Here is a 25829-nt window from a genome sequence, read left to right as displayed (position 1 = left end):
AGACGACAAGGAGTCTGAAATGAGCAAACAACTGCAAGACGCATACATCGTCGCCGCCAGCCGCACCCCGATCGGCAAGGCCCCGCGCGGTGTCTTCAAGAACACGCGCCCCGACGAGCTGCTGGTTCACGCGATCAAGTCGGCAGTCGCGCAGGTGCCCGGCCTCGACACGAAAGTGATCGAGGACGCGATCATCGGCTGCGCGATCCCGGAAGCCGAGCAGGGCCTGAACGTCGCCCGCATGGGCGCGCTGCTCGCCGGCCTGCCGCAGACGGTCGGCGGCGTGACGGTCAACCGCTTCTGCGCGTCGGGCATCACGGCGCTTGCGATGGCGGCGGACCGCATCCGCGTCGGCGAATCGGACGCGATCTTCGCGGGCGGCTGCGAATCGATGAGCATGGTGCCGATGATGGGCAACAAGCCGTCGATGTCGCCGCATATCTTCGATCGCAGCGAGGATTTCGGCATTGCGTACGGGATGGGCCTGACCGCCGAGCGCGTCGCCGAGCAGTGGAAGGTGAGCCGCGAAGACCAGGACGCGTTCTCGGTCGAATCGCACCGCAAGGCGCTCGCCGCGCAGCAGGCCGGCGAGTTCGGCGACGAAATCGCCGCGTACACGATCACCGAGCGTTTCCCGAACCTCGCGACCGGTGAAATCGACGTGAAGACGCGCGAGATCAAGCTGGACGAAGGTCCGCGCGCGGATACGACGCTCGAAGGCCTCGCGAAGCTGCGCACGGTGTTCGCGAACAAGGGCTCGGTCACGGCCGGCAACAGCTCGCAGACGTCGGACGGCGCGGGCGCGCTGCTCGTCGTGTCGGAGAAGGTGCTGAAGGAATTCAACCTGACGCCGCTCGCGCGCTTCGTGAGCTTCGCGGTGCGCGGCGTGCCGCCGGAAATCATGGGCATCGGGCCGAAGGAAGCGATTCCGGCCGCGCTGAAGGCCGCCGGCCTGAAGCAGGACGATCTCGACTGGATCGAGCTGAATGAGGCATTCGCCGCGCAGTCGCTGGCGGTGATCCGCGATCTCGGCCTCGACCCGTCGAAGGTCAACCCGGTCGGCGGCGCGATCGCGCTCGGCCATCCGCTCGGCGCGACCGGCGCGATCCGCGCGGCGACCGTCGTGCACGGCCTGCGCCGCCGCAACCTGAAGTACGGGATGGTCACGATGTGCGTCGGCACCGGCATGGGTGCGGCGGGCATCATCGAACGCCTGTAAGCGGAGCGGGACAGTAGCGATCACGGTGCGCGAGCCACGAGCTTGCGCACCGTTTTTCATTCCGGAAGAGGAAAGTCAAAGGAGACGGTTGTGGCCGAAATTCAAGTGGAACGCGCCGACGGCGTGCTGACGATCACGATCGCGCGCCCGGCGAAGAAGAACGCGCTGACGGCGGCGATGTACCAGACGATGGCCGATGCGCTCGCCGACGCGCAGGAAGACAAGGCGATCCGCGTGATCCTGCTGCGCGGCAGCGACGGCAACTTCAGCGCGGGGAACGATCTCGAGGATTTCCTGAAGACGCCGCCGAAGGACGAAAACGCTTCGGTATTCCAGTTCCTCGCGCGGATCAGCGGCGCGACCAAGCCGATCGTGGCCGCGGTGCCGGGCGTCGCGGTCGGCGTCGGCGTGACGATGCTGCTGCACTGCGATCTCGTCTACGCGGCCGACACCGCGACGTTCTCGCTGCCGTTCGCGCAGCTCGGGCTGTGCCCGGAAGCCGCATCGAGCGTGCTGCTGCCGCGGCTGGCCGGCCATCAGGTCGCCGCTGAAAAGCTGCTGCTCGGAGAAGCGTTCGACGCGCTGGAAGCGCATCGCATCGGCATCGTCAATCGCGTGCTGCCGGCCGCCGAACTCGACGCATTCGCGGCGAAGCAGGCCGCGAAGCTCGCGGCACTGCCGGCGTCGTCGCTGCGCGTGACGAAGGCGCTGCTGAAGGAGACGGGCGGGGTGGCCGTGGCCGCGCGGATGAGCGAGGAAGCCGGCCATTTCTCCGCGATGCTGCGTGCGCCGGAAGCGCGCGAGGCGATGACGGCGTTCTTCGAGAAGCGCAAGCCGGATTTCCGTCAGTTCGACTGATACGGGGCGCAGACGCTTCGCTGCGCCGGACGCCTTGGCCGTCTGGCGCGACAACGCTTGCGTCTGTGCGCCGCTCGTCGCTCGTCGCGTGGCGTGCGTTTGGTCCTCGTGGCCGACGCATCAATCGGCGGGTCGGCTCGATTCTGAATCGCCATGCATTCGCGTGGTGTTCCTCGTTCCCCGCATCCGCTGCAGTTCCGCCGCCGAGACAGCCTCGCAATTCGCGCCGGCGCCCCTCATGTTGCGGCGCAGCGCCGTCATGCTTTCCGTCCCGTTAGTGCCTGCTATCCGCGACGCTTGAGGGAAGGTCCGGTGACCGTTTTGCCGCAGGCCATCGCCAGCCCTCAGCCCCAGCCTCAGCCTCAGCCTCAGCCTCAGCCTCAGCCTCAGCCCAGCCCAGCCCAGCCCAGCCCAGCCTAGCCTAGCCTAGCCTAGCCTAGCCTAGCCCCAGCGCCCACCCCTCCGGGCAGTTCCGACTCACCTCGGCAAACCTTGTCCCCCGTCAAGTTGCACTGCGGCAATTTTCCGTACAGTTCGCGCACAGGTCGCCGCGGCCGGATGCGTCGCGCGATGGCGGCGTGCGGCCAGCGGTTCTTCTCAACGACAATCAGGCGAACGAACAATGATCGGACGAATCACCGGCGGGGCGCGTGCGGCACCCGTCATCGGGCTGCTGGCTGGACTCGCCGGATGCAGCGACCTTCACGTGCTCGATCCGAAGGGCGCGGTGGGCGTCGCGGAAAAATCGCTGATCGCGACAGCGACGTGGGCGATGCTGATCGTCGTCATTCCGGTGATCCTGCTCACGCTGTGGTTCGCATGGCGCTACCGCGCATCGAACCGCAACGCCGCCTACGCGCCGAACTGGTCGCATTCGACCGCGATCGAGGTCGTGATCTGGACGGTGCCGACGCTGATCATCCTGTTCCTCGGCGTGCTCACGTGGCGGACGACGCACGAGCTCGACCCGTACAAGCCGATCGAATCGTCGGTCAAGCCGATCAATGTCGAGGTCGTCGCGCTCGACTGGAAGTGGCTGTTCATCTATCCGGAACTCGGCATCGCGTCGGTGAACCAGCTCGCGATTCCGGTCGGCACGCCGGTGAATTTCCGCATCACGTCCGACTCGGTGATGAACTCGTTCTTCATCCCGCAGCTTGGCAGCCAGGTCTATGCGATGGCCGGCATGCAGACGCGCCTGCACCTGATCGCCGACGAGGCGGGCGACTACGCAGGCGTGTCCGCCAACTACAGCGGCCGCGGCTTCTCCGACATGAAGTTCCGCACGCTCGCCGAGCCGCGCGAGCAGTTCGATGCGTGGGTGCGGAAGGTGAAGGCGTCGTCCGACCGGCTCGACATGACCGCGTACGGCACGGTCGCGCAGCCGGGCGAGAAGGCGCCCGTGCGCTATTTCTCGTCGGTCGACCCGAAGCTGTTCCACAACATCATCGCGAAATACAACAACGGCCACGTCCTCGACCCGAAGGACGCCGCCTGCACGACGAAGGGGTAACGCATGTTCGGAAAACTGACTCTTTCGGCGATCCCGTTCGATCAGCCCATCATCATGGGGGCGAGCGCCTTCATGGGGCTCGTCGTGCTGGGCATCGTCGCCGCGCTGACGGTCGCGGGCCGGTGGAAATGGCTGTGGAGCGAATGGCTGACGTCCGTCGATCACAAGAAGATCGGCGTGATGTACCTGGTCGTCGCGGTGCTGATGCTGCTGCGCGGCTTCGCGGACGCCGTGATGATGCGCCTGCAGCTCGCGCTCGCGTACAACGGCCCCGGCTACCTGCCGCCGCATCACTATGACCAGGTCTTCACCGCGCACGGCGTGATCATGATCTTCTTCATGGCGATGGCGCTGCTGGTCGCGTTCTTCAACCTGATCGTGCCGCTGCAGATCGGCGCGCGCGACGTCGCGTTCCCGTTCCTGAACTCGCTCTCCTTCTGGATGACGGCGGTCGCCGCGATCCTGATGAACGTTTCGCTCGTGATCGGCGAATTCGCGCAGACGGGCTGGCTCGCGTATCCGCCGCTGTCGGAACTGCAGTTCAGCCCGGGCGTCGGGGTCGACTACTACCTGTGGGCGCTGCAGATCTCGGGCGTCGGGACGCTGATCACGTCGATCAACTTCTTCGTGACGATCATCAAGATGCGCGCGCCGGGCATGACGCTGATGAAGATGCCGGTGTTCACGTGGACCGCGCTCTGCTCGAACGTGCTGATCATGGCGACGTTCCCGATCCTGACCGTCGCGCTCGCGCTGCTCGGCCTCGATCGCTACCTCGACATGCATTTCTTCACCAACGAAGCCGGCGGCAACGCGATGCTGTACCTGAACCTGATCTGGGCGTGGGGGCATCCGGAGGTATACATCCTCGTGCTGCCCGCGTTCGGCATCTATTCGGAAGTCATTGCGACGTTCGCGAAGAAGCCGCTGTTCGGCTACCGGACGATGGTCTATGCATCGTGCGTGATCATGGTGCTCGCGTTCCTCGTGTGGCTGCATCACTTCTTCACGATGGGCTCGGGGGCCGACGTCAACGCGTTTTTCGGGATCATGACGATGGTCATCGCGATCCCGACCGGCGTGAAGATCTTCAACTGGCTGTTCACGATGTATCGCGGCCGCATCGAATTCACGGCGCCGGTGCTGTGGACGATCGGTTTCATGGTCACGTTCACGCTCGGCGGGATGACCGGCGTGATGATGGCGATTCCGGGCGCGGATTTCGTGCTGCACAACAGCCTGTTCCTGATCGCGCACTTCCACAACGCGATCATCGGCGGCGTCGTGTTCGGCTACTTCGCGGGCGTTCACTACTGGTTCCCGAAGGTGTTCGGCTTCCGGCTCGACGAGAAGTTCGGCAAGCGCGCGTTCTGGTGCTGGTTCCTCGGCTTCTACGCGTCGTTCGTGCCGCTGTACGTGCTCGGCTTCATGGGCATGACGCGCCGCCTGAACCACTACGACAACCCGGCTTGGCATCCGTGGCTGGTCGCCGCCGCGTTCGGCGTCGCGCTGATCGCGATCGGCGTACTGTGCCAGGTCGCATCGGTGTGGGTCGGCTGGCGCAATCGCAACCAGCCGCAGTATCGCGACGCGACGGGCGACCCGTGGAACGGCCGCACGCTCGAGTGGGCGACGTCGTCGCCGCCCGCCGTCTACAACTTCGCGGTGCTCCCGAACGTGCACGAACTCGACGAACTGGCTTATCGCAAGGCGAAGGGCCTCGGGCTCGGCCTCGGCAAGAACGTCAGGTACGAAGACATCCACATGCCGTCGAACACGAGCGCGGGCTTCTTCGTCGGCATCTTCAGCCTGCTGCTCGGCTTCGCGCTCGTCTGGCACATCTGGTGGCTCGCGATCGCCGCGCTCGTCGGCATCGTCGCGACGGTGGTGCTGTACAGCGCACAGGACAACGACGGCTATTACATTCCGGCGGATACCGTCCGCAAGATCGAGGAACAACGCGCGGGTGTGCGGATCGGCACGCCGGCGCCGGAAGTCGAACTGGAGACGAACTGATGTCGTATCAATCTCTCGCGGGCGCCGCCCGTCATCCGGCCGCGCACCACCATCCGCCGTCGCATTCGGTGTTCGGCTTCTGGCTGTACCTGATGACCGACTGCGTGATCTTCGCGTCGCTGTTCGCGACGTTCGCGGTACTCGGCAACCAGTTCGCGGGCGGTCCGACCGCGAAGGACCTGTTCGACATTCCGGGCGTCGCGCTCGAGACGGCGGCGCTGCTGCTGTCGAGCATCACGTACGGGTTCGCGATGCTCGGCGCACAGCGGCGCCGGCGCGGCGCGGTGTTCGTGTGGCTCGCGGTGACATTCGTGCTGGGCGCCGCGTTCCTCGCGATGGAACTGCGCGAGTTCTCGCACCTGATCGCCCAGGGCGCGGGCCCGCAGCGCAGCGCATTCCTGTCGGCGTTCTTCGCGCTCGTCGGCACGCACGGGCTGCACGTGGCGGTCGGCCTGTTGTGGATGGTCGTGCTCGTCGTGCAGATCGCCCGCGGCCCCGGCATGACGGAGCGCGACTTCCGGCGCCTCACCTGCCTGAGCCTCTTCTGGCACTTCCTCGACATCGTCTGGATCTGCGTGTTCTCCTTCGTCTATCTCGCGAGCGTGCTCTAAATGGCCCATTCGGAACTCATCCACCACGATGACGCGCACGGCACGGCCGGCGGCTACCTCGTCGGTTTCGTGCTGTCGATGCTGCTGACGGCCGCGTCGTTCGGCCTCGTGATGGGCGGCATGCTGGCGCCGAAGGCGGCGATCATCGCGCTCGCGGGGCTCGCATTCGTGCAGATCGTCGTGCATCTCGTCTGCTTCCTGCACATGAACGCGTCGTCCAGCCAGCGCTGGAACGTGATGGCGTTCAGCTATACGGTGCTGACCGCGCTGATCCTGATCGTCGGGACGCTGTGGGTGATGCACAACGTCAGCATGAACATGATGTCGCGATAACCGGCCCGGGGCGCGGTTCGTCCCGTCCCCGCTGCGCCGTGCGTGCCGCACGGCTCCTTTTCTTTCGGGCGTGCGAATCGCATGCCTTTCTGCATCATGGTCAACAACGATTCCCAGACACCGGTTCGCGCCGACGAGCCGATCCCGCACCGCAAGGTCATCCGCGCATGGCTCGTGCCGTTCGCCACGCGCGAGATCGTGCGCCCGATCCTGCTGCTCGTGCTCGACTACCTGTTGCTGTTCGCGGCGTTCGCCGGCGCGCTGCTGATTCCGTCGACGGTCGGCAAGATCGCCTGCGGGATGGCCGCCGGGTTCATCACCGGGCGACTGTTCATCATCGGGCACGATGCGTGCCATCAGAGCCTGACGCCCGACCGCCGGCTGAACCGCTGGCTCGGCCGCATCGCCTTCCTGCCGTCGCTGACGCCTTACAGCCTGTGGGAAGTCGGGCACAACGTCGTGCATCACGGCTATACGAACCTGAAGGGCTTCGATTTCGTGTGGGCGCCGCATACGCCGGCGGAATTCGCCGCGCTGTCGCCGGCGCGGCGGTGGCTGGATCGCATCTACCGGAGCGGATGGGCGCCGGGCCTCTACTATCTCGTCGAGATCTGGTGGCTGCGGATGTATTTCCCGACCCGGGGCTATATCGGTGCGTCGCGGCCGGTATTCCGGCGCGACTGCCTGCTGGTGACGGGCTTCGCGGCCGTGTGGATCGCCGCCGTCGTCGGGGTGGCGATCGAGACGCAGCAATCCGTCGCGCTGCTGCTCGCGACCGGCGTGCTCGTGCCGTTCCTGTTCTGGTGCTCGATGATCGGCTTCGTCGTGTATGTCCACCATACCGACCCGCGCATCGCATGGCACGCGAACCGTGCCGAATGGTCCAATGCCGCACCGTTCGTGTCGACCACGCTGCACCTGACGTTTCCGTTCGGTATCGGCGGCCTGCTGCACCACATCATGGAGCACACGGCGCATCACGTCGACATGAGCGTGCCGCTGTACCGGCTCAAGCCGGCGCAGGCGAAGCTGGAGGACATGCTGCCCGGGCGGATCGTCGTGCAGCGCTTCGGCTGGCGCTGGTACTTCGACACGGCCCGCCGCTGCAAGCTCTATGACACCGACCGCAAGCTCTGGACCGACTATCGCGGAAACGTGACGAGCGAGGCGGCGCCCGAGGTGCGCGCGCCGGCCGCGGCGGGCGCGCGGCAGGGGGCGGTTCCCGAAGCCGCGGGCAACGCGCCCGCTGCGACCGCTCAGGCGGTGCCGTAATCGACGTGGCCGGTTTCGCGGCAGAAGCTGACGAGCCGCAGGCCGGCCGCCTTCGCGATCTCGATCGCGAGCGACGACGGCGCGGAGATCGTCGCGACCATCGGAATGCCGACCCGCGCCGACTTGCGCACGAGCTCGTAGCTCGCGCGGCTCGACAGGAACACGAAGCCGTCGGTCGCGTCGGCGCGCGCCAGCACGAGCGCGCCGATCAGCTTGTCGAGCGCGTTGTGGCGGCCGACGTCCTCGAACGCCATCCGGATCGCGCCTGTTGCGTCGCACCACGCGGCCGCGTGCAGGCCGCCGGTGAGCTGAGTGAGCGCCTGGTGCGCCGGCAGCCCGTGGGCCGCGCGCGCGAGCGCGTCGGGCGCGAGGCGCGTGAGAAAACCGGTGTCGGGTACCCGTTCGGGCGCGAGGTCGAGCAGGTCGATGCTTTCGATCCCGCACACGCCGCAGCCGGTACGCCCCGCGAGCGCGCGGCGCCGGTCCTTCAGCGCGGCGAACGCCTGCTGGACGACTTCCAGATGCACCTCCGCGTGCGGCAGCCGCGCGTCGGCGTGCAGGATCACGTCGATGTCCTTGATGTCGCTGCCGCGCTCGACGATCCCTTCCGAGATCGCGAAGCCGACCGCGAACGCCTCGAGGTCGCGCGGCGTGCACATCATCACCGCGTGCGAGATGCCGTTGAAGACCAGCGCGACCGGCCATTCCTGGCCGACGTAGTCGTGCGCGGTTTCGACGGCGCCGCCGCGCGTGCGGCGCACGGACAGCTCGATCGCGCCGCGCGGCTCTTCTGTTTCGGTCGGATTCACGAGCACTCCCGTTGATTCGAGGCAGGGGCGGCGGCGATCGGGTCCGCCGCTCGCGCGCAGAGGTTCTAAAATACCTCAGGCAGGCCGGCCGCGCCGGCATCCGCCACTCAGGTAACGACCATGGGACTCAGCGACGCTCCGCTGCTATTCAATTTCGAACACGATTCGTCGGAAAACCTCACGTACATCCCGATGATCGTGCGTTTCAATCTCGACCGTTTCGGTCTGCGGATTTCGCTGGAGCAGTGGCAACTGCTGCCGCTCGAGGACCGCAAGCTGCTCGCGCGCTTTCCGGCCGACGACGACACCGCGATCGAGCCCAATTTCGATCACGCGCTGTTCGAAATGCTGCGCACGCATGCCGACCTCGAACCGTCGTGGTTTCAGCCGGACGAGCAGCCGAGCTGGCGCGCGACCGACTCGGTGCCGGACGCGCTCGTGCAGCAGAGCGCGCTGGCCGGGCTGCCGGCGCCCGCGCTCGCGCAGTGGCAGCGGCTCGCGCCGTTCCAGCGCTACGTGCTGGTGAAGCTGTCGCGCAAGCCGAAGCTCAATCACGACTTCGTGCCCGCGATGCGGGAGTTCGGGCTGACGGCCACGCACTGACGGGCCGGATGCGGCGCCGCCGCGCGGCGCGCATGCGTCGTTACAGCGGCGGCAGCTGACGCGGCTTGCGGTCGGGGCCGGTCGCGACGTAGGTGAGAGTCGCTTCGGTGACCTTCACGATTTCGCCCATCAGGCGCATGCGCTGCGCGTACACCTCGACGTCGACCGTGATCGACGTGTTGCCGGTGCGCATGATGGTCGCGTAGAAGCTCAGCAGGTCGCCGACGAACACCGGCTGCTTGAATACGAACGAATTGACCGCGACCGTCGCGACGCGGCCGTTCGCGCGCTGGCTCGCGGGGATCGAGCCGGCGATGTCGACCTGCGACATGATCCAGCCGCCGAACACGTCGCCGTGGACGTTCGCGTCGTGCGGTTGCGGGACGACGCGCAGCGCGGGCTGCTTTTGCGGGAGTTCGAGGGTCGAATCGGTCATGGCGGAGGCTTTCATCCTGTAATAAATGCGCCGCCGCGCGCAGGCCGGCCGGCGAGGGCGCCGGCAGCGGCGCGTAGCGGCTTCTGCGACAATACAACGTTCGCAAATTGTACGAGAAAGCGGGCGAGTCGGCCGCCGCGGCACGCGTGCGGCACCGCCGCCGATCCTGATCCCCATGCGCCGATATTCCGCTTCCGGCGAGCCCGCGCCGGCTCCGACCGGGCCCCGCAACGACTGGCAGACCATCCGGTCGCTGCTGCCGTACCTCGCTACCTACAAATGGCGCGTCGCGCTCGCGCTCGGCTGCCTGATCGGCGCGAAGGTCGCGAACCTCGGCGTGCCGGTCGTGATGAAGCGCATCGTCGATCACCTGTCCGCCGTGCAGCAGCTCACCGCGCTCGGCCGCGCGGAGCAGTCGGCCGGCATCGTGCTCGCGGGCGGCGTCGGTTTGCTGGTCATCGCCTATGCGCTCGTGCGGCTGTCGACGTCGCTGTTCACCGAGCTGCGCGAGATCCTGTTCTCGAAGGTCACCGAGAGCGCGGTGCGCCAGCTCGCGCTGCAGGTGTTCCGGCATCTGCACGGGCTGTCGCTGCGCTTCCATCTCGAACGCCAGACGGGCGGCATGTCGCGCGACATCGAGCGCGGCACGCGCGGCATCCAGCAACTGATTTCCTATTCGCTGTACAGCATCCTGCCGACGCTCGTCGAGGTCGGGCTCGTGCTCGGCTTCTTCGTGGTCAAGTACGAGGCGTATTACGCGTACGTGACGTTCGCGGCGCTGGTCACGTACATCGTGTTCACCGTGAAGGTCACCAACTGGCGCACGCACTTTCGCCGCACGATGAACGAGCTCGATTCGCGCGCGAACTCGCGGGCGATCGATTCGCTGATCAACTACGAGACGGTGAAGTACTTCGGCAACGAGGAGTGGGAGGCGCAGCGCTACGACGAGAACCTGAAGCGTTACCGCAAGGCCGCGATCCGTTCGCAGAACTCGTTGTCGGTGCTGAACTTCGGCCAGCAGGCGATCATCGGCACCGGGCTCGTGTTCATCCTGTGGCGCGCGACGCAGGGCGTGCTGGCCGGCAAGCTGACGCTCGGCGATCTCGTGCTGATCAACACGTTCATGCTGCAGCTCTACATTCCGCTGAATTTTCTCGGCGTCGTGTATCGCGAGCTGAAGCAGAGCCTCACCGACATGGACCGGATGTTCGGGTTGCTGTCGGCCGCGAAGGAAGTCGCGGATGCGCCCGACGCGAGGCCGCTTGCGGTGGGCGGCGCGCAGGTGCGCTTCGAGCACGTGAACTTCTCGTACGAAGCGTCGCGGCAGATCCTGCACGACGTGACGTTTACGATCGACGCGGGCACGACGACCGCGGTGGTCGGCCACAGCGGGTCCGGCAAGTCGACGCTGTCGCGGCTGCTGTTCCGCTTCTACGATCTCGACCGGCAGGCGGGCGGCGCGATCCGGATCGACGGCCAGGACATTCGCGACGTCACGCAGGACTCGCTGCGCGCGTCGATCGGGATCGTGCCGCAGGACACCGTGCTGTTCAACGACTCGATCTACTACAACATCGCGTACGGCCGGCCGACCGCGAGCCGCGACGAAGTGATCGCGGCCGCGCGCGCCGCGCACATCCACGACTTCATCGAGACCTTGCCGAAGGGCTATGACACGCCGGTCGGCGAGCGCGGGCTGAAACTGTCGGGCGGCGAGAAGCAGCGCGTCGCGATCGCGCGCACGCTGCTGAAGGATCCGCCGGTGCTGCTGTTCGACGAGGCGACGTCGGCGCTCGATTCGCGCTCGGAGCGCGCGATCCAGCACGAGCTCGACCAGATCGCGCGGCATCGCACGACGCTCGTGATCGCGCACCGGCTGTCGACGGTCGTGCACGCGCAGCAGATTCTCGTGATGGACCACGGGCGGATCGTCGAGCGCGGCACGCACGACGAACTCGTGCGCGCGGACGGGCTGTATGCGCAGATGTGGGCGCTGCAGCAGCAGCGCGCGGCGGCGGGCGGGGAAGCGGCCGAGGCCGCGTGAGCGTGGCTGCCGCGCCGGGTGGCCCGGGCGCGGTCAGCCGCGAAACGATCAGCCCGCGGCGGCGCGCAGCCGCGCGTCGAGTTCGCCGAGCTGGGCGGGCGTGCCGACGTTCTCCCAGATTCCTTCATACAATTCGCCGCTCGCGCGGCCGGCCTCGATGGTCGCCTTGAAGTAGGGCGTGAGCGGCCGGTGCGTGCCGGGCACGATGTCGCGGAACATCCGCGTGTCGTACACGCCGATGCTGCCGAACGTGACGCGCGGCGCGCCGGCGAGCGCCAGCCGGCCGTCGTCGCGGAGCACGAAATCGCCGTCCGGATGGAACGGCGGGTTCGGCACCATCACGAGATGCATCGCGGGCGCATCGAGCGCGGCCATCTGCGCGGCGCGCGGCGCGAGCGTCCGGTAGTCGAACGCGCAGTACACGTCGCCCGCGACCGCCGCGAACACCGTCGGCCGGCCATCGCGCTCGATGAGCGGCAGCGCCTGCGCGATCCCGCCGGCGGTTTCCAGCGCGTCGCCTTCGGCCGAGTACGCGAGCCGCACGCCCCAGCGCGAACCGTCGCCGAGCGTTGCCTCGAGCTGTTCGCCGAGCCACGCGTGGTTGATCACGATCGTCTCGATGCCCGCACGCGCGAGCGCCTCGATCTGCCAGACGATCAGCGGCTTGCCGCCGGCTTCGAGCAGCGGTTTCGGGCGGGTATCGGTCAGCGGGCGCATCCGGTCGCCGCGGCCGGCGGCGAAGATCATCGCCGTGGTCAGGGTAGTGCTCATGTTCGGCTGAGGGGAAGGACGGTGAGGGCGGTCAGAACGTATAGCCGACGTCGGCCGCGCCCTTACCCTCGAGTTCGTCGAGCAGCTTCGCGAACGGCACGAGCGGGCGGTAGCGCAGCGCGACCTTGCGCGCGTAATTCAGGAAGCGCGGCAGGTCGTTCAGGTAGTGCGGCTTGCCGTCGCGGTAGTTGATGCGCGCGAACAGCCCCAGGATCTTGATGTGGCGCTGCAGCCCCATCCATTCGAGCTGGCGGTAGAACTCGCCGAAGTCCGGATCGACCGGCAGGCCGGCCTTCTTCGCCTTTTCCCAGTAGTACGCGAAGCAGTCGAGCTCGAACTCCTCGTCCCAGCTGATGAACGCGTCGCGCAACAGCGACACGACGTCGTACGTCAGCGGCCCGTACACGGCGTCCTGGAAGTCGAGCACGCCCGGGTTCGGCGCGCACACCATCAGGTTGCGCGGCATGAAATCGCGCAGCATGAAGCCCTGCGGCTGCGCATGGGCGCTCGCGACCAGCAGCGCGAAGGTACGGTCGAGCGTGCCGCGCATCGCGTCGGTGACCGGCTTGCCGAGATGGCGGCCGACGAACCACTCGGGCAGCAGCTCCATCTCGCGGCGCAGGAACGCCTCGTCGAACGGCGGCAGCACGTCCGGCTTCGAGCTCAGCTGGAAGCGGATCAGCGCGTCGAGCGCATCGCGCATCAGCGGGCGGGCGGCGACCGGGTCGGCCGGATCGAGCACCGAGATGTACGACGTGCGGCCGAGGTCGGTCACGAGCATGAAGCCGGCGTCGAAATCGTGGGCCAGCACGTCCGGCACGTGGTTGCCGGCCGCGGCGAGCAGCTGCGCGACCTGGACGAATTCGCGGCACTTCTCGGGCGGCGGCGCGTCGACCGCGACCAGCGTGCCGCCGGGGCTCGTGGCCGACGCGACACGGAAATAGCGGCGGAAACTGGCGTCCGACGACGCGGGCGCGAGGGTCGTCAGGTCGAGGGCGAAGCGCTCGGCGAGCGGGCGCAGCCACGCGGTCAGGGCTTCGAGGCGGGCGTCGGGCTGGGATGCGGCGGATGGGGGCGTCATGAAACTCGGCGGAGGGGGGAACGTCTTGCCATATAATACCCCACGACTTTTTTGACGCGCCCCGCGTCAGCTTCCGCCGTGCAGGCCCGCCGCCTGTCGCGCCGTCCGCCCGATCGCCTCCCCGGTTTGCGCTCAGCCGCAGTCGCGGTGCGACGGTGCGGCCCGCCGCGCGCGAATGTGCCGTGCAGCTGCGGTTGACAAGGGGCGATTCGCCAAACGATAGATGCCGCCCAAACCGCTATTCCCGAATGTCTTCCCCGGTGACGGGGCGCCGCGCAAACGGCGGCTCGCGCTCGCGCTCCTGGCCGTGCCCGGCCTCGTGCCGGCCGTGTCGCACGCGCAGCTGTCGGGCGCGGCCGCGCAGCCGCAGCCGCTCGACTCGCCGTGGGACCTGCGTCTCGCCCCGCAGCTCGAGGATCATCCGCTGAAGGACGGCGCGAAGCCGGCCACCTTCGTGATTGCCGACCATACGAGCGGCACGGCCGATCAGGACCTCGCCGCGAAGGGCTCGGCCGAGCTGCGCCGCGGCGACGCGGTCGTGAAGGCCGACGCGCTCCACTACGATCAGGATACCGACATGGCCGACGCGTACGGCCAGGTCAAGGTGGTCAACGGCGGCACGTCGTTCGCGGGCCCCGAGGCGCATCTGAAGGTCGAGGCGAACCAGGGCTTCATGACGGCGCCGAAGTACCACTTCAACGTGACGGGCGGCTCCGGCAGCGCGGAGCGCGTCGACCTGCTCGACAGCGAGCGCTCGGTGTTCGTCAACGGCACCTACACCGCGTGCCAGTGCGCGACGAACCCCGCGTGGTACATCAAGGGCAGCCGCTTCGACTTCGATACCGGCGCCGACGAAGGCACCGCGCGCAACGGCGTGCTGTTCTTCCAGGGCGTGCCGATCTTCGCGAGCCCGTGGATGACGTTCCCGCTGTCGGGCGAGCGGCGCAGCGGCCTCTTGCCGCCGACGTTCTCGATGAACTCGAACAACGGGTTCGAGCTGTCGCTGCCGTACTACTTCAACATCGCGCCGAACCGCGACCTGACGATCACGCCGCGCATCATCTCGCGGCGCGGCGTGCAGACCGAAGCGACGTTCCGCTACCTGTCGCCGTCGTATTCGGGCACGTTTACGGCCAATTACCTGCCGGATGACCGGCTCGCGCACCGCAACCGCTACGCGATCTACTGGCAGCACCAGCAGAACTTCGGCGGCGGTTTCGGCGGCTACGTCTACTACAACAAGGTCTCGGACAACACGTATCCCGAAGACCTTGGGTCGATGAACCAGTTCATCAACGGGACGCAGACGCTGTACCAGCAGGAAGCCGGCCTCACGTACAACAACGGCCCGTGGTCGGTGCTCGCGCGCTACCAGCACTGGCAGACGCTGCCGCCGTCGATCGCGCCGTACAGCCGCGAGCCGCAGTTGAACGTGAAGTACACGAAGTACAACGTCGGCGGCTTCGACTTCGGCGCGGAAGCCGACTATTCGCGGTTCCGCATCACGACCGCCGACATGACCGAAGGCGACCGGATCGTCTTCAACCCGTATATCGCGTACGGTGTGTACGGCCCCGGCTACTTCGCCGTGCCGAAGGTCCAGTACCACTTCGCGTCGTACGACCTGAACCACCTGTCGTCGAGCACGCCGAACAGCCCGAAGCACTTCACCGAGTCGATCCCGACCGTGAGCTTCGACTCGGGCCTGATCTTCGACCGCTCGGTGCGCCTGTTCGGCCAGGACTTCATCCAGACCCTCGAGCCGCGCCTGTACTACGTGTACACGCCGTATCGCGACCAGTCGAACGCGCCGCTGTTCGACACCGCGGAATCGGACTTCGGCCTCGCGGAGATCTACCAGCCGAACACGTTCGTCGGCAACGACCGGATCGCCGATGCGAACCGGATCACGGCCGGCCTGACGTCGCGCTTCATCGATCCGCGCACCGGTGACGAGCGCGCGCGCTTCGTGGTCGCGCAGCAGTACTATTTCGCCGACCAGCGCGTGACGCTGAACTCCGGCCAGAGCGCCGTGCTGGCGCGCCACTCCGACCTGATCGTCGGCGCCGCGCTGAAACTCGGCTCAGGCTTCATGTCGGAGACGGCGTTCCAGTACAACCAGAACAACAACCAGCTCGTGAAGTCGAGCATCGGTTTCGGTTTCAGCCCGGGCGAGCGCCGCGTGATCAACGTCGGCTACCGCTACACGCGTGCGAACACGACGCTCGACAACCAGCCGATCAACCAGTTCCTGGTGTCCGCGCAGTGGCCGCTCACGCGCCGCCTGTATGCGATCGGCCGCTTCAACTACGACCTGGCCGCCGACCGGGTCGTCGACGGTCTGCTCGGCTTACAATACGACGCGGATTGCTGGGCGCTCGGAGTCGGGGTCCAGCGGTACGCGAACGGCGTGAACACGTCGGGGCAGCAGAATTCGTCGACGCGCTTCATGATGCAGCTGACGTTGAAGGGGCTGTCGAGCGTCGACAACGGTCTCGTGGCCGCATTCCGCGCCGGGGTGCCGGGCTATACGCCGCTGCCGTCCGCGCCGCCGCCGATGTCCCGCTTCAGCAACTACGAGTAACGCCGGCTTGTCTGCACCGGTCAGCACGATTTCAATGGAGTATCAGTGGCAATGAAGAAAACCCTTCGTTTCGCGGCAGTCGTGTCCAGCCTCGCCGCCGCCGCCGCGCTGCTCGCCGCTGCGCCGGCCGCGGCGCAGGCGCTTGGTTCGCATGGCGCGCAGCTTGCCGACGAAGTCGTCGCGGTCGTCAACAACGACGTGATCACGGGTCGCGAACTCGACCAGCGCGTCGGCCTGATCTCGCGCCGGCTGCAGCAGCAGAACGCGCCCGTGCCGCCGGCCGACCAGCTGCGCGCGCAGGTGCTGAACCAGATGGTGCTCGAACGCATCCAGGTGCAGAAGGCCAAGGACGACGGGATCCGCATCGACGATGCCACCGTGCAGTCCACGCTGCAGCGCCTCGCGCAGGCGAACGGGATGACGCTCGAGCAGTACCGCGCGCGCATCGTCGCGCAAGGCGTGCCCTGGAGCGTGTTCACGAGCGACGCCCGCACCGAGCTGATGCTGTCGAAGCTGCGCGAGCGCGAGGTCGACGGCAAGATCACCGTGTCGGATGCCGAGGTCGCGAACTACATCGCGAGCCAGCGCGGGCCGAGCGCATCGCAGCAGCAGGACCTGCGCTTCCAGCACATCTTCATCAAGGCGCCGACCAACGCGCCGCAAGCCGACATCGAAGCCGCGCAGAAGAAGGCCGACGCGCTGCTGCAGCAGGCCACGTCGGGCGCCGATTTCGAGAAGCTCGCGAAGAACAACTCGGAAGCGAACGACGCGAAGAAGGGCGGCGACCTCGGCTTCAAGGCGCCGTCCGCGCTGCCGGCCGACGTCGTCGAAGCCGCGTCGAAGCTCCGCCCCGGCCAGGTCAATCCGACGCTGATCCGCGTGCCGGACGGCTTCGAGATCGTGCGTCTCGTCGACCGCCGCCAGAGCCAGGGCGCGACCGCCGCGGCACCGAAGATCGTCCAGACGCACGTGCGCCACATCCTGTTGCGCGTCGGCGAAGGCAAGTCGGAAGGCCAGGCACGCCAGCAACTGCAGGACATCCGCAAGCAGGTCGAGGCCGGCGGCGATTTCGAGAAGTTCGCGCGCACCTACTCGCAGGACGGTTCGGCGTCGCAGGGCGGCGATCTCGGCTGGATCAGCCCGGGCGAGACCGTGCCGGAATTCGAGCGCGCGATGAACAACCTGCAGGCCGGCCAGATCAGCCAGCCGATTCGCACCGAGTACGGCTACCACCTGATCCAGGTGGTCGAGCGCCGCGAGGCGGAAGGCTCGGTGCAGCAGCAGATGGATATCGCGCGCCAGGCGATCGGCCAGCGCAAGGCCGAGCAGGCGTACGCCGACTGGCTGCGTGAACTGCGCGATTCGTCGTACGTGCAGTACAAGATCGGCGGCGTCGGCCCGGCGAACTGAGCGAGCTTCGCATGACGGCATCCGCGCTGCAGATCGCGATCACGACCGGCGAACCCGCGGGTGTCGGCCCGGAGCTGACCGTGCAGGCGTTGCAGGATGCCGCGCGGCGCTGGCCCGGTGCGCATTTCACCGTGCTCGGCGATGCCGCGCTGCTCGACGCACGCGCGGCGGCCGTCGGTGCCGACCGGGCGGTGCTCGCCGGCGGTGGGCCGGTGTCGGTCGAGCATCATCCGCTCGCCGTGCCCGCGCAGGCGGGCAAGCTCGACGCGGCCAACGGCCGCTACGTGCTCGGGCTGCTCGATGCCGCGATCGACGGCGCGGTGGCGGGCCGGTTCGACGCGATCGTCACCGCACCGCTGCAGAAGAGCACGATCAACGATGCCGGCGTGCCGTTTACCGGCCATACCGAATACCTTGCGGAACGCACGCACACGCCGCGCGTCGTGATGATGCTGGCAGGCACGGGCGAGCGGCCGCTGCGCGTCGCGCTCGCGACCACGCACCTGCCGCTGAAGGACGTGTCGGCCGCGCTGACGATCGACGGGCTCGTCGAGACGCTGGCGATCGTCGATCGCGACCTGCGGCGCGACTTCGGTCTTGCGGCGCCGCGCATCCTCGTGACGGGGCTGAACCCGCACGCGGGCGAGAACGGCTATCTCGGGCGCGAGGAGATCGACGTGATCTCGCCGGCGCTCGCACGCGCGCAAGCGCAGGGCATCGACGCGCGCGGCCCGTATCCGGCCGACACGCTGTTCCAGCCGCGCCATCTCGAGGGCGCCGATTGCGTGCTCGCGATGTTCCACGATCAGGGCTTGCCCGTGCTGAAGTATGCGACCTTCGGCGAGGGCATCAACGTCACGCTCGGGCTGCCGATCATCCGCACGTCGGTCGATCACGGCACGGCGCTGGATCTGGCCGGCACGGGCCGCGCGGATCCGGGCAGCATGGTCGCCGCGCTCGACACGGCCGTCACGATGGCGCGCCATCGCCGCGCGGCCTGACACGCACGAGCCTGACCTCATTCGTCGTATTTTTCGTTTTTCTCAGTCGATGTCGAACAGCAGACAGCACCAAGGCCACTTCGCGCGCAAGCGCTTCGGGCAGAACTTCCTCGTCGATCACGGCGTGATCGACTCGATCGTCGCGACGATCGGCCCCGCGCGCGGCCAGCGGATGGTCGAGATCGGCCCCGGCCTCGGCGCGCTGACCGAGCCGCTGATCGCGCGTCTCGCGACGCCCGAGTCGCCGCTGCATGCGGTCGAGCTCGACCGCGACCTGATCGGGCGCCTGCAGCAGCGCTTCGGCGCGCTGCTGGAGCTGCACCCGGGCGACGCGCTCGCGTTCGACTTCCGCTCGCTCGCGGCACCCGGCGACAAGCCGTCGCTGCGGATCGTCGGCAACCTGCCGTACAACATTTCCAGCCCGCTGCTGTTTCACCTGATGACGTTCGCCGACGCGGTCATCGATCAGCATTTCATGCTGCAGAACGAAGTCGTCGAACGGATGGTCGCGGAGCCGGGCACGAAGGCGTTCTCGCGACTGTCGGTGATGCTGCAGTACCGCTATGTGATGGAGAAGATGCTCGACGTGCCGCCGGAATCGTTCCAGCCGCCGCCGAAGGTCGATTCGGCGATCGTCCGGATGATTCCGTACGAGCCGCACGAACTGCCGGACGTCGATCCCGTGCTGCTCGGCGAAGTCGTCACCGCCGCGTTCTCGCAGCGCCGCAAGATGCTGCGCAATACGCTCGGCGACTACCGCGAGACGATCGATTTCGACGCGCTCGGCTTCGATCTCGCGCGACGCGCGGAGGATGTCAGCGTGGCCGAATATGTCGGCGTCGCGCAGGCGCTTGCAGCGGCGCGCAAGGCCGCGGAGTAGCGGCACGCGGGCGTCGCACCTGGCGCCTGCCCCGAGCGCGATCGACGAGGCTGCCCTGAGCGGGCAGCTTTTTTTTCGCACGGCGTTCGTCGCTGCCGGACCGCGTCCGCATCGCGCTACGCGCGCCGGCGCGGCGGCGCGTTGACGAGCGCGATCCCGGTCAGCACCAGCGCGGCCGCCGACATGAAGCGCCAGCCGACCGATTCGCCGAGCAGCAGCACGCCGAACGCGACGCCGAACAGCGGCGACAGGAACGTGAACACCGATAGCCGCGACGCGCTGTAGCGCGTCAGCAGCCAGAACCACGACAGGTAGCTGACGAACGCGACGATCACCGACTGGTACGCGAGGCTCGCGAGCGCGATCGGCGTGACCCGCGCGAACGACGTCTGGCCGAGCAGCGCGGCGAGCGCGATCAGCACGACGGCCGACACCGCGAGCTGGTAGAACAGCGTCTTGCTCGCGCTGGCGCGCGCGAGCGACGTCGAACGCACGACGACCGTCGTCGCGGCCCACATCGCGCCGCCGAGGATCCCGAGCGCGTCGCCGGCGAGCCCGGCCAGCACCGATGCGCCGGGCGCGCGCGGCGTCAGGAAGCCGTCCGCGAACGCGAGCGCGATGCCGGCGAACGCGAGGCCGACGCCGGCCCACTGGACGCGCTGCAGCCGTTCGCCCGGCGCGAACAGGTGCAGGCCGAGCGCCGTGAAGCACGGTGCCGTGTACAGGAAGATCGCCATGTGCGACGCGCTCGTCAGCGTGAGCCCGAAGAACACGCAGATGAACTCGCCGGCGAACAGCGCACCGGCCGCGATGCCCGCGCCGAGCGTGCCGTCCGCGCGGAACAGCGGCGTGCCGCGCGAGCGTGCCCAGCCCCACAGCAGGAGCGCGGCGATCACCGAGCGCAGCCCGGCCTGGAACATCGGCGGGATCGCCGCGTTGGTGCTCTTGATCGCGACCTGCTGGAGGCCCCAGATCGCGCACAGCAGCAGCATCACGCCGACCGCGCGCATGTCGAGCGCGCGTCGCACGGGCGTGCCGGCGAGCGCGGTCATCGGCGGACCTCGCCGATGCGGCGGGAAGCAGGCTGGGGCATGAGCAGAGACTTGGGCAAGGACATGGTCAGCGGCGGACGGACGGCGCGTCCGGCGCGCGCGAATCGGCGATTTCTCACGGCAGGCTGTGTGGCTGGAATGAGGCGGTGGTCGCGTTCTGGCTGCGGGCGGCATGCCCGTTTTTGGTGCGAAGTGGGAGGATGTTACCCGATCGATGGACTTGCCGGGGCCGTCGGGCGCGGTGATCTCCACCGCCGCACGGGCTTCGCGCTCGCCGTGCGGATGCTTGGGTATCGGCCGGTGGCGCACGGGGCGCCGGCGGCGGGATTGACCCGACTCCGGTAGAATTTCCGCTTCTGGAAAGTCCCCACAGGAGTACAACACATGCGTTTGCTGCATACGATGCTGCGAGTCGGCGATCTCGACCGCTCGATCAAGTTCTACACCGAATTGCTCGGCATGAAGCTGCTGCGTCGCGAGGATTATCCGGAAGGCAAGTTCACGCTCGCGTTCGTCGGCTACGAAGCGGAAAGCGCGGGCACCGTGCTCGAGCTGACCCACAACTGGGATACGCCGTCCTACGATCTCGGCAACGGCTTCGGCCATCTGGCGGTGGAAGTCGACGATGCCTACGCGGCCTGCGACAAGATCAAGGCGCAAGGCGGCAAGGTGACCCGCGAAGCCGGCCCGATGAAGCACGGCACGACCGTGATCGCGTTCGTCGAGGATCCGGACGGCTACAAGATCGAGTTCATTCAGAAGAAGGCGCACTGAGCGCCGGGCGCGCGGCGCACGATGTGCGTCGCGGGCAGGAAAAACGGGCGATGTGGAGGAATCCGCATCGCCCGTTTGTATTTTGGTGCGGCCGATCGCGTCAAAGCGCCGGCAGCAGTTCGGGCGGGTGATGCTTGAGCGTGTGCCGCGCTTCGCGGAATTCCGGGAAGATCGATTCGACGGTCTGCCAGAAGGCCGGACTGTGGTTCATCTCGCGCAGGTGCGACAGCTCGTGCGCGACGACGTAGTCGACGATCGACATCGGGAAGTGGATCAGCCGCCAGTTCAGCCGGATCTTGCCGTCGCTCGAGCAGCTGCCCCAGCGCGTCGCCGCCGACGACAGCGCATACATCGAATACGTGACGCCGAGCCGTTCCGCGTAGACCGCCAGGCGTTCGCCGAAGATCCGCTTCGCTTCGCCCTGCAGCCAGCCCTGCACGCGATCCTTGATCTGCTGCATGTCGGCTTGCACGGGCAGCGGCAGCGACAGCCGTTGCGCATCGGCGTCGAATGCGACGGCGCCCGCGCCGAGCGCGATCGTGATCGTCTTGCCGAGATAAGGGAGTTGCGCGCCGTCGCGCCAGTCGATCTGCGGCAGCGCGCGCTGCTCGGTGCGGGTTTTCCACTCCGCGAGCTTCGCGAAGATCCAGCGCTGCTTCTCGGCGATCGCCGCTTCGATGTCGGCGAGCGTGACCCAGCGCGGCGCAGTGATCGACAGCCCGCTGCCGTCGATCGTGAAGCCGATCGTGCGGCGCGCGGAGCGCTTCAACCGATATTCGAGCACGCGGCTGTCGAGTGCGAACGTGCGGACGCGGGAGCGATCGGGTGCGGGACCCGGATCGAGCGGCGCCGCGGGGACTGCGGGCGCTGCAGCCGCTTCAGGCGGCGACGGCAGCGCGGCGGGCGCCGACGGTGGCGGCGATGCTGCCGGCCCGTCGAAGAGCGGCAGGTCCATCTGGCGATGATCGAGTGCCACGATGGCAGGCCGTGGCCGCGGACGCTTTTTCATCAGTTCGCTTCGTTTCGTCGTACGCAACGGCTGCAATCCGGGTGATTCAGACGCGTGCGGCATCGCGCGTGCCGGCATTGCCCGGCTGGCGATACGCATCGGGATCGATGCGGCGCATTTCCGCTTCGATCCATGCTTCGACCTGCGAGTTCAATACGTCGGGCGTCTTGCCTTCGACCGGAATCGGCTTGCCGATCGACACGGTGACGACGCCCGGGAACTTCGTGAACGAATTGCGCGGCCACACCCGACCTGCATTGTGCGCGATCGGCACGACCGGCGCGCCGGTTTCGATCGCGAAGCGCGCGCCGCCCGTCTTGTACTTGCCCTGCTTGCCGACCGGCGTGCGCGTGCCTTCCGGGAACATGATCATCCACGCGCCTTCCGACAGGCGCTTCTTGCCCTGGCGGATCACCGACACGAAGGCATTCTTGCCTTCCTTGCGGTTGATGTTGACCATGTGCAGCAGCCCGAGCGCCCAGCCGAAGAACGGCACGTACAGCAGCTCGCGCTTGAACACGTAGCAGAGCGGCTTCGGCATCAGCGCCGGAAACGCGAGCGTCTCCCACGCGGACTGGTGCTTCGACAGCAGCACGGCCGGGCCGTCGGGCAGGTTCTCGTAGCCTTCGATCCGGTAGCGGATGCCGTTCAGCCAGCGCACGACCCACAGCGTCGACTTGCACCAGCCGGCCGCCATCCAGTAGCGCGCGTCGGGGCGCATGAACGGAAAGGCGATGAAGCACGCGGTGGCGTACGGCACCGTGTACAGGATGAAATAGATCAGCAGCAGCAGGGAGCGGACGAAGCGCATCGGCGTGGGTCTGACAGTAGGGAGGATGCGCGCGGCGGCCGCATCACTCGTGTTCGTGTGAAAGGAAGTCGAGTGCGAACGCGCGCAGGTCGTCATGGACCTGCGTGCCGTCCGGCAGGTTGCCCGCGGCGAGCGTCTTCTTGCCCTTGCCGGTCAGCACGAGGTGCGGCCGGAAGCCGACCGCGACGCCGGCCTGCAGGTCGCGCAGCGAATCGCCGACGGCCGGCGTGTGACCGGGATCGATCTCGAAGCGCTCGGCGATCATCTGCATCATGCCGGGTTTCGGCTTGCGGCAGTCGCAGTGGTCTTCCGACGTATGCGGGCAGAAGAACACCGCGTCGATGCGCGCGCCGACCGCGGCCGCCGCGCGATGCATCTTCAGATGCATCGCGTTGAGCGTGGCCATGTCGAACAGCCCGCGACCGATGCCGGACTGGTTGGTCGCGACGACCACGCGATAGCCGGCGTGGTTGAGTCGTGCGATCGCCTCGAGGCTGCCGGGCAGCGCGATCCACTCGTCGGGCGTCTTGATGAACGCGTCCGAATCGACGTTGATCACGCCGTCCCGATCGAGGACGACGAGCTTGCGGTTGGGGCTGGTCGGCATCGTTCGGCCTTTACGCGGCGAGCTTCGAGATGTCGGCGACGCAGTTCATCTGCTGATGCAGCGCCGACAGCAGCGCGAGACGGTTCGCGCGCAGCGCGGGATCCTCGGCGTTGACCATCACGTCGTTGAAGAACGTGTCGACCGGCGCGCGCAGCGCGGCGAGCGCCGACAGCGCGCCCGTGTACGCACGCGCCTCGAGCTGCGACTGCACGTGCGGCGTCACGGCTGCGAGCTGCTCGTGCAGCGCCTTCTCGGCGGCCTCGACGAGCAGCGTCGGCTGCACCGTGCCGTTCGCGCCGCCTTCCGACTTCTTCAGGATGTTCGAGATCCGCTTGTTCGCGGCCGCGAGCGCTTCGGCTTCCGCGAGGCGCGTGAATTCGCGCACCGCGTCGAGGCGCGCGACGAGATCGTCGACACGCGTCGGGTTCAGGCTCAGCACCGCGTCGACTTCGCCGGCCGTGTAGCCGCGCTCGCGCAACAGGCCGCGCAGGCGGTCGATGAAGAACGCGAAGATCGCGTCGGTCGATTCGGCGACGCCCGGCACGCCTTCGAAGCGCGCATGGGCCGTGCGCAGCAGCGACACGAGATCGAGCGGCAGCTGTTTCTCGAGCAGCAGGCGCAGCACGCCGAGCGCGTGACGGCGCAGCGCGAACGGATCCTTCTCGCCGGTCGGCGCGAGGCCGATGCCCCAGATGCCGACGATCGTCTCGAGCTTGTCGGCCAGCGCGACGGCGGTGGACACCGGCGTGGTCGGCAGCGCGTCGCCGGAGAAGCGCGGCTGGTAATGCTCGGCGCAGGCGAGCGCGACGTCGTCGGGCTCACCGTCGTGGCGCGCGTAGTACGTGCCCATCGTGCCCTGCAGTTCCGGGAACTCGCCGACCATGTCGGTCAGCAGGTCGGCCTTCGCGAGGCGCGCGGCGCGCTTCGCGTGCGCGGCGTCGGCACCGATCGCGGGCGCGATCTCGCCGGCGAGCGCCTCGAGGCGCTCGACGCGTGCGAGCGCCGAGCCGAGCTTGTTGTGATAGACGACGTTCGCGAGCAGCGGCACGCGGTCCGCGAGCGGCTTCTTCTTGTCCTGCTCGAAGAAGAACTTCGCGTCGGCGAGGCGCGGGCGCACGACGCGCTCGTTGCCTTCGATGATCTCGCCCGGCGTCTTCGTCTCGATGTTCGACACGATCAGGAAGCGCGAGCGCAGCTTGCCGGCGACGTCGGTGAGCGCGAAGTACTTCTGGTTCGTCTGCATCGTGAGGATCAGGCATTCCTGCGGAACCTGCAGGAATTCGTCCTCGAAGCGGCACGGATAGACGACCGGCCATTCGACCAGCGACGTCACTTCGTCGAGCAGCGACTCGGGCATCACGACCGTGTCGCCGTTCGCGTGCTCGTTCAGCTGCGTGCGGATCGTTTCGCGGCGATCGGCGAAGTGCGCGATCACGCGGCCCTTGTCGCGCAGCGTGTCGGCATACGCGCGCGCATGCTGGATCGCGACGAGGCCGTCGGACAGGAAGCGGTGGCCGAGCGTGGTGTCGCCGGCATCGACGCCGAACGCGGTGACGGGCACGATGCGGTCGTCGTGCAGCACGGTCAGGCGGTGCACCGGACGCACGAACTTCACGTCGGAGCCGTCCGGGCGCTGGTAGGTCATGACCTTCGGGATCGGCAGCTTCTCGAGCGTTTCGTCGAGCGCGGCCTGCAGCCCGTCGGCGAGTGTCGCGCCGGCCGCCGAGTAGTTGACGAAGAACGCTTCGGCCTTGCCGTCCTGCGCGCGCTCGAGATCGGCGATCGACAGGTTCGGATGGCCGAGCGCCGCGAGCTTCTTCGCGAGCGGGGCGGTCGGCCGGCCTTCCGCGTCGAGCGCGACGGACACCGGCAGGACCTTTTCGCGGACCTGCTTTTCAGGCGCGACGGCGCGCACGTTCTGCACGACGACCGCGAGGCGGCGCGGCGTGGCGTAGCGTTCGAACACGAGTTCGCCTTCGATGAGGTCGCGCGCCGCGAGGCGTTGCGCGAGGCCTTCGGCGAATGCGTCGCCGAGGCGTGCGAGGGCCTTCGGCGGCAGCTCTTCGGTCAGCAGTTCGACGAGCAGGGGGGCGGGATGATTGTGCGTCATGTGTGGATTGAATCTCGTCTCG

At 67.7% G+C, this 25829-nt stretch carries 23 protein-coding genes; 14 read left to right on the top strand and 9 right to left on the bottom strand.

Going from position 1 to position 25829, the window contains the following annotated elements:
- Window positions 1–19 precede the first annotated feature (19 nt).
- From DIE04_RS09630 to DIE04_RS09600, 7 genes are all read left to right on the top strand, one after another.
- Window positions 20–1219, top strand: a complete 1200-nt coding sequence (locus tag DIE04_RS09630) for an acetyl-CoA C-acyltransferase (RefSeq protein ID WP_044846828.1) — start codon at window positions 20–22, stop codon at window positions 1217–1219.
- Window positions 1220–1309: 90 nt separating this feature from the next.
- Window positions 1310–2077, top strand: coding sequence for an enoyl-CoA hydratase (locus DIE04_RS09625; protein ID WP_044846827.1), 768 nt, complete (start codon window positions 1310–1312; stop codon window positions 2075–2077).
- A 622-nt stretch (window positions 2078–2699) separates the two neighbouring features.
- Window positions 2700–3590 carry a ubiquinol oxidase subunit II gene (gene cyoA, locus DIE04_RS09620; protein ID WP_044846826.1) on the top strand — a complete coding sequence of 297 codons (891 nt, stop codon included), beginning with the start codon at window positions 2700–2702 and terminating at the stop codon, window positions 3588–3590.
- Window positions 3591–3593: 3 nt separating this feature from the next.
- Entirely contained in the window at window positions 3594–5606 is a 2013-nt protein-coding gene (cyoB, locus tag DIE04_RS09615; protein ID WP_124488610.1) for a cytochrome o ubiquinol oxidase subunit I, read from the top strand.
- The gene (gene cyoC, locus DIE04_RS09610) at window positions 5606–6217 is read left to right on the top strand and encodes a cytochrome o ubiquinol oxidase subunit III (RefSeq protein WP_124521047.1); all 612 of its coding nucleotides are present in this window, start codon (window positions 5606–5608) and stop codon (window positions 6215–6217) included. Before cyoB ends, cyoC begins: the two co-directional genes overlap by 1 nt.
- Window positions 6218–6550 carry a cytochrome o ubiquinol oxidase subunit IV gene (gene cyoD / locus DIE04_RS09605; RefSeq protein WP_124521048.1) on the top strand — a complete coding sequence of 111 codons (333 nt, stop codon included), beginning with the start codon at window positions 6218–6220 and terminating at the stop codon, window positions 6548–6550.
- A 96-nt stretch (window positions 6551–6646) separates the two neighbouring features.
- Window positions 6647–7822, top strand: coding sequence for a fatty acid desaturase (locus tag DIE04_RS09600; protein ID WP_124521103.1), 1176 nt, complete (start codon window positions 6647–6649; stop codon window positions 7820–7822).
- On the opposite strand, the gene fdhD is transcribed toward DIE04_RS09600, so the two are convergent.
- Complete coding sequence (gene fdhD / locus DIE04_RS09595) at window positions 7807–8637, bottom strand: formate dehydrogenase accessory sulfurtransferase FdhD (RefSeq protein ID WP_124521049.1); 831 nt, start codon at window positions 8635–8637, stop codon at window positions 7807–7809. The two genes, DIE04_RS09600 and fdhD, sit on opposite strands and share 16 nt — an antisense overlap.
- A gap of 114 nt (window positions 8638–8751) precedes the next feature.
- Here fdhD and DIE04_RS09590 point away from each other — a divergent pair, with 114 nt between their 5' ends.
- Complete coding sequence (locus DIE04_RS09590; RefSeq protein ID WP_044846821.1) at window positions 8752–9234, top strand: nitrate reductase associated protein; 483 nt, start codon at window positions 8752–8754, stop codon at window positions 9232–9234.
- Window positions 9235–9274: 40 nt separating this feature from the next.
- On the opposite strand, the gene DIE04_RS09585 is transcribed toward DIE04_RS09590, so the two are convergent.
- Window positions 9275–9670 (bottom strand): acyl-CoA thioesterase, encoded by a 396-nt coding sequence (locus tag DIE04_RS09585; protein WP_027789162.1) that lies wholly within the window; start codon window positions 9668–9670, stop codon window positions 9275–9277.
- Window positions 9671–9845: 175 nt separating this feature from the next.
- Between DIE04_RS09585 and DIE04_RS09575 the strand changes: the two genes are divergently transcribed.
- The gene (locus tag DIE04_RS09575) at window positions 9846–11717 is read left to right on the top strand and encodes an ABC transporter ATP-binding protein/permease (RefSeq protein ID WP_124521050.1); all 1872 of its coding nucleotides are present in this window, start codon (window positions 9846–9848) and stop codon (window positions 11715–11717) included.
- Between the two features lie 48 nt (window positions 11718–11765).
- Here DIE04_RS09575 and murU read toward each other — a convergent pair whose 3' ends face one another.
- Both murU and DIE04_RS09565 read right to left on the bottom strand, forming a co-directional pair.
- Window positions 11766–12488: an N-acetylmuramate alpha-1-phosphate uridylyltransferase MurU gene (murU, locus tag DIE04_RS09570; protein WP_124488615.1), complete on the bottom strand. Its 723-nt coding sequence runs from the start codon at window positions 12486–12488 to the stop codon at window positions 11766–11768.
- Window positions 12489–12519: 31 nt separating this feature from the next.
- Window positions 12520–13569 (bottom strand): aminoglycoside phosphotransferase family protein, encoded by a 1050-nt coding sequence (locus tag DIE04_RS09565; RefSeq protein ID WP_124521051.1) that lies wholly within the window; start codon window positions 13567–13569, stop codon window positions 12520–12522.
- 223 nt (window positions 13570–13792) lie between these two features.
- Here DIE04_RS09565 and DIE04_RS09560 point away from each other — a divergent pair, with 223 nt between their 5' ends.
- The 4 genes from DIE04_RS09560 to rsmA are packed head-to-tail and all read left to right on the top strand — an operon-like array spanning window position 13793 to window position 19444.
- Entirely contained in the window at window positions 13793–16153 is a 2361-nt protein-coding gene (locus DIE04_RS09560; protein ID WP_124521052.1) for an LPS-assembly protein LptD, read from the top strand.
- 51 nt (window positions 16154–16204) lie between these two features.
- A complete protein-coding gene (locus DIE04_RS09555; RefSeq protein WP_124488618.1) occupies window positions 16205–17563 on the top strand; it encodes a peptidylprolyl isomerase in 1359 nt (452 codons plus the stop codon).
- An 11-nt stretch (window positions 17564–17574) separates the two neighbouring features.
- Complete coding sequence (gene pdxA, locus DIE04_RS09550; protein ID WP_124521053.1) at window positions 17575–18564, top strand: 4-hydroxythreonine-4-phosphate dehydrogenase PdxA; 990 nt, start codon at window positions 17575–17577, stop codon at window positions 18562–18564.
- Between the two features lie 49 nt (window positions 18565–18613).
- Window positions 18614–19444 carry a 16S rRNA (adenine(1518)-N(6)/adenine(1519)-N(6))-dimethyltransferase RsmA gene (rsmA, locus tag DIE04_RS09545; protein WP_124521054.1) on the top strand — a complete coding sequence of 277 codons (831 nt, stop codon included), beginning with the start codon at window positions 18614–18616 and terminating at the stop codon, window positions 19442–19444.
- A 116-nt stretch (window positions 19445–19560) separates the two neighbouring features.
- On the opposite strand, the gene DIE04_RS09540 is transcribed toward rsmA, so the two are convergent.
- On the bottom strand, window positions 19561–20496 hold the full coding sequence (locus tag DIE04_RS09540; RefSeq protein ID WP_124521055.1) for a DMT family transporter: 936 nt from the start codon (window positions 20494–20496) through the stop codon (window positions 19561–19563).
- A gap of 384 nt (window positions 20497–20880) precedes the next feature.
- On the opposite strand from DIE04_RS09540, the gene gloA reads away from it, so the two are divergent.
- Window positions 20881–21270 carry a lactoylglutathione lyase gene (gloA, locus tag DIE04_RS09535; RefSeq protein WP_044846812.1) on the top strand — a complete coding sequence of 130 codons (390 nt, stop codon included), beginning with the start codon at window positions 20881–20883 and terminating at the stop codon, window positions 21268–21270.
- 100 nt (window positions 21271–21370) lie between these two features.
- Here the strand turns inward: gloA and DIE04_RS09530 are convergent, their stop codons facing one another.
- Genes DIE04_RS09530 through glyS form a run of 4 tightly spaced genes read right to left on the bottom strand, consistent with a single transcriptional unit; the run spans window position 21371 to window position 25807 of the window.
- Complete coding sequence (locus DIE04_RS09530; protein ID WP_124488622.1) at window positions 21371–22279, bottom strand: M48 family metallopeptidase; 909 nt, start codon at window positions 22277–22279, stop codon at window positions 21371–21373.
- Window positions 22280–22325: 46 nt separating this feature from the next.
- Window positions 22326–23090: a 1-acyl-sn-glycerol-3-phosphate acyltransferase gene (locus DIE04_RS09525; protein WP_044846811.1), complete on the bottom strand. Its 765-nt coding sequence runs from the start codon at window positions 23088–23090 to the stop codon at window positions 22326–22328.
- A gap of 43 nt (window positions 23091–23133) precedes the next feature.
- On the bottom strand, window positions 23134–23697 hold the full coding sequence (gene gmhB, locus DIE04_RS09520; RefSeq protein ID WP_124488623.1) for a D-glycero-beta-D-manno-heptose 1,7-bisphosphate 7-phosphatase: 564 nt from the start codon (window positions 23695–23697) through the stop codon (window positions 23134–23136).
- 10 nt (window positions 23698–23707) lie between these two features.
- Window positions 23708–25807 (bottom strand): glycine--tRNA ligase subunit beta, encoded by a 2100-nt coding sequence (gene glyS / locus DIE04_RS09515; protein WP_124521056.1) that lies wholly within the window; start codon window positions 25805–25807, stop codon window positions 23708–23710.
- Between the last annotated feature and the right edge of the window lie 22 nt (window positions 25808–25829).

Origin of the sequence: Burkholderia sp. Bp8994 (assembly GCF_003853805.1) — a bacterium.
Lineage (GTDB): Bacteria > Pseudomonadota > Gammaproteobacteria > Burkholderiales > Burkholderiaceae > Burkholderia.
Note: the sequence above shows the minus strand (reverse complement) of the source record. Positions and strands in the feature narration are given on the sequence as shown.

What these genes read in the sequence shown, in the direction of transcription:
- DIE04_RS09590 (WP_044846821.1), top strand. Translation starts at nt 8,752, where the DNA reads ATGGGACTCAGCGACGCTCCGCTGCTATTCAATTTCGAACACGATTCG.
- pdxA (WP_124521053.1), top strand. Translation starts at nt 17,575, where the DNA reads ATGACGGCATCCGCGCTGCAGATCGCGATCACGACCGGCGAACCCGCG.
- DIE04_RS09575 (WP_124521050.1), top strand. Translation starts at nt 9,846, where the DNA reads ATGCGCCGATATTCCGCTTCCGGCGAGCCCGCGCCGGCTCCGACCGGG.
- gloA (WP_044846812.1), top strand. Translation starts at nt 20,881, where the DNA reads ATGCGTTTGCTGCATACGATGCTGCGAGTCGGCGATCTCGACCGCTCG.
- rsmA (WP_124521054.1), top strand. Translation starts at nt 18,614, where the DNA reads ATGTCGAACAGCAGACAGCACCAAGGCCACTTCGCGCGCAAGCGCTTC.
- DIE04_RS09585 (WP_027789162.1), bottom strand. Translation starts at nt 9,670, where the DNA reads ATGACCGATTCGACCCTCGAACTCCCGCAAAAGCAGCCCGCGCTGCGC.
- DIE04_RS09630 (WP_044846828.1), top strand. Translation starts at nt 20, where the DNA reads ATGAGCAAACAACTGCAAGACGCATACATCGTCGCCGCCAGCCGCACC.
- murU (WP_124488615.1), bottom strand. Translation starts at nt 12,488, where the DNA reads ATGAGCACTACCCTGACCACGGCGATGATCTTCGCCGCCGGCCGCGGC.
- DIE04_RS09600 (WP_124521103.1), top strand. Translation starts at nt 6,647, where the DNA reads ATGGTCAACAACGATTCCCAGACACCGGTTCGCGCCGACGAGCCGATC.
- cyoC (WP_124521047.1), top strand. Translation starts at nt 5,606, where the DNA reads ATGTCGTATCAATCTCTCGCGGGCGCCGCCCGTCATCCGGCCGCGCAC.
- cyoA (WP_044846826.1), top strand. Translation starts at nt 2,700, where the DNA reads ATGATCGGACGAATCACCGGCGGGGCGCGTGCGGCACCCGTCATCGGG.
- DIE04_RS09560 (WP_124521052.1), top strand. Translation starts at nt 13,793, where the DNA reads ATGCCGCCCAAACCGCTATTCCCGAATGTCTTCCCCGGTGACGGGGCG.
- glyS (WP_124521056.1), bottom strand. Translation starts at nt 25,807, where the DNA reads ATGACGCACAATCATCCCGCCCCCCTGCTCGTCGAACTGCTGACCGAA.
- cyoB (WP_124488610.1), top strand. Translation starts at nt 3,594, where the DNA reads ATGTTCGGAAAACTGACTCTTTCGGCGATCCCGTTCGATCAGCCCATC.
- DIE04_RS09540 (WP_124521055.1), bottom strand. Translation starts at nt 20,496, where the DNA reads ATGACCGCGCTCGCCGGCACGCCCGTGCGACGCGCGCTCGACATGCGC.
- DIE04_RS09525 (WP_044846811.1), bottom strand. Translation starts at nt 23,090, where the DNA reads ATGCGCTTCGTCCGCTCCCTGCTGCTGCTGATCTATTTCATCCTGTAC.
- DIE04_RS09555 (WP_124488618.1), top strand. Translation starts at nt 16,205, where the DNA reads ATGAAGAAAACCCTTCGTTTCGCGGCAGTCGTGTCCAGCCTCGCCGCC.
- DIE04_RS09530 (WP_124488622.1), bottom strand. Translation starts at nt 22,279, where the DNA reads ATGAAAAAGCGTCCGCGGCCACGGCCTGCCATCGTGGCACTCGATCAT.
- DIE04_RS09565 (WP_124521051.1), bottom strand. Translation starts at nt 13,569, where the DNA reads ATGACGCCCCCATCCGCCGCATCCCAGCCCGACGCCCGCCTCGAAGCC.
- gmhB (WP_124488623.1), bottom strand. Translation starts at nt 23,697, where the DNA reads ATGCCGACCAGCCCCAACCGCAAGCTCGTCGTCCTCGATCGGGACGGC.
- cyoD (WP_124521048.1), top strand. Translation starts at nt 6,218, where the DNA reads ATGGCCCATTCGGAACTCATCCACCACGATGACGCGCACGGCACGGCC.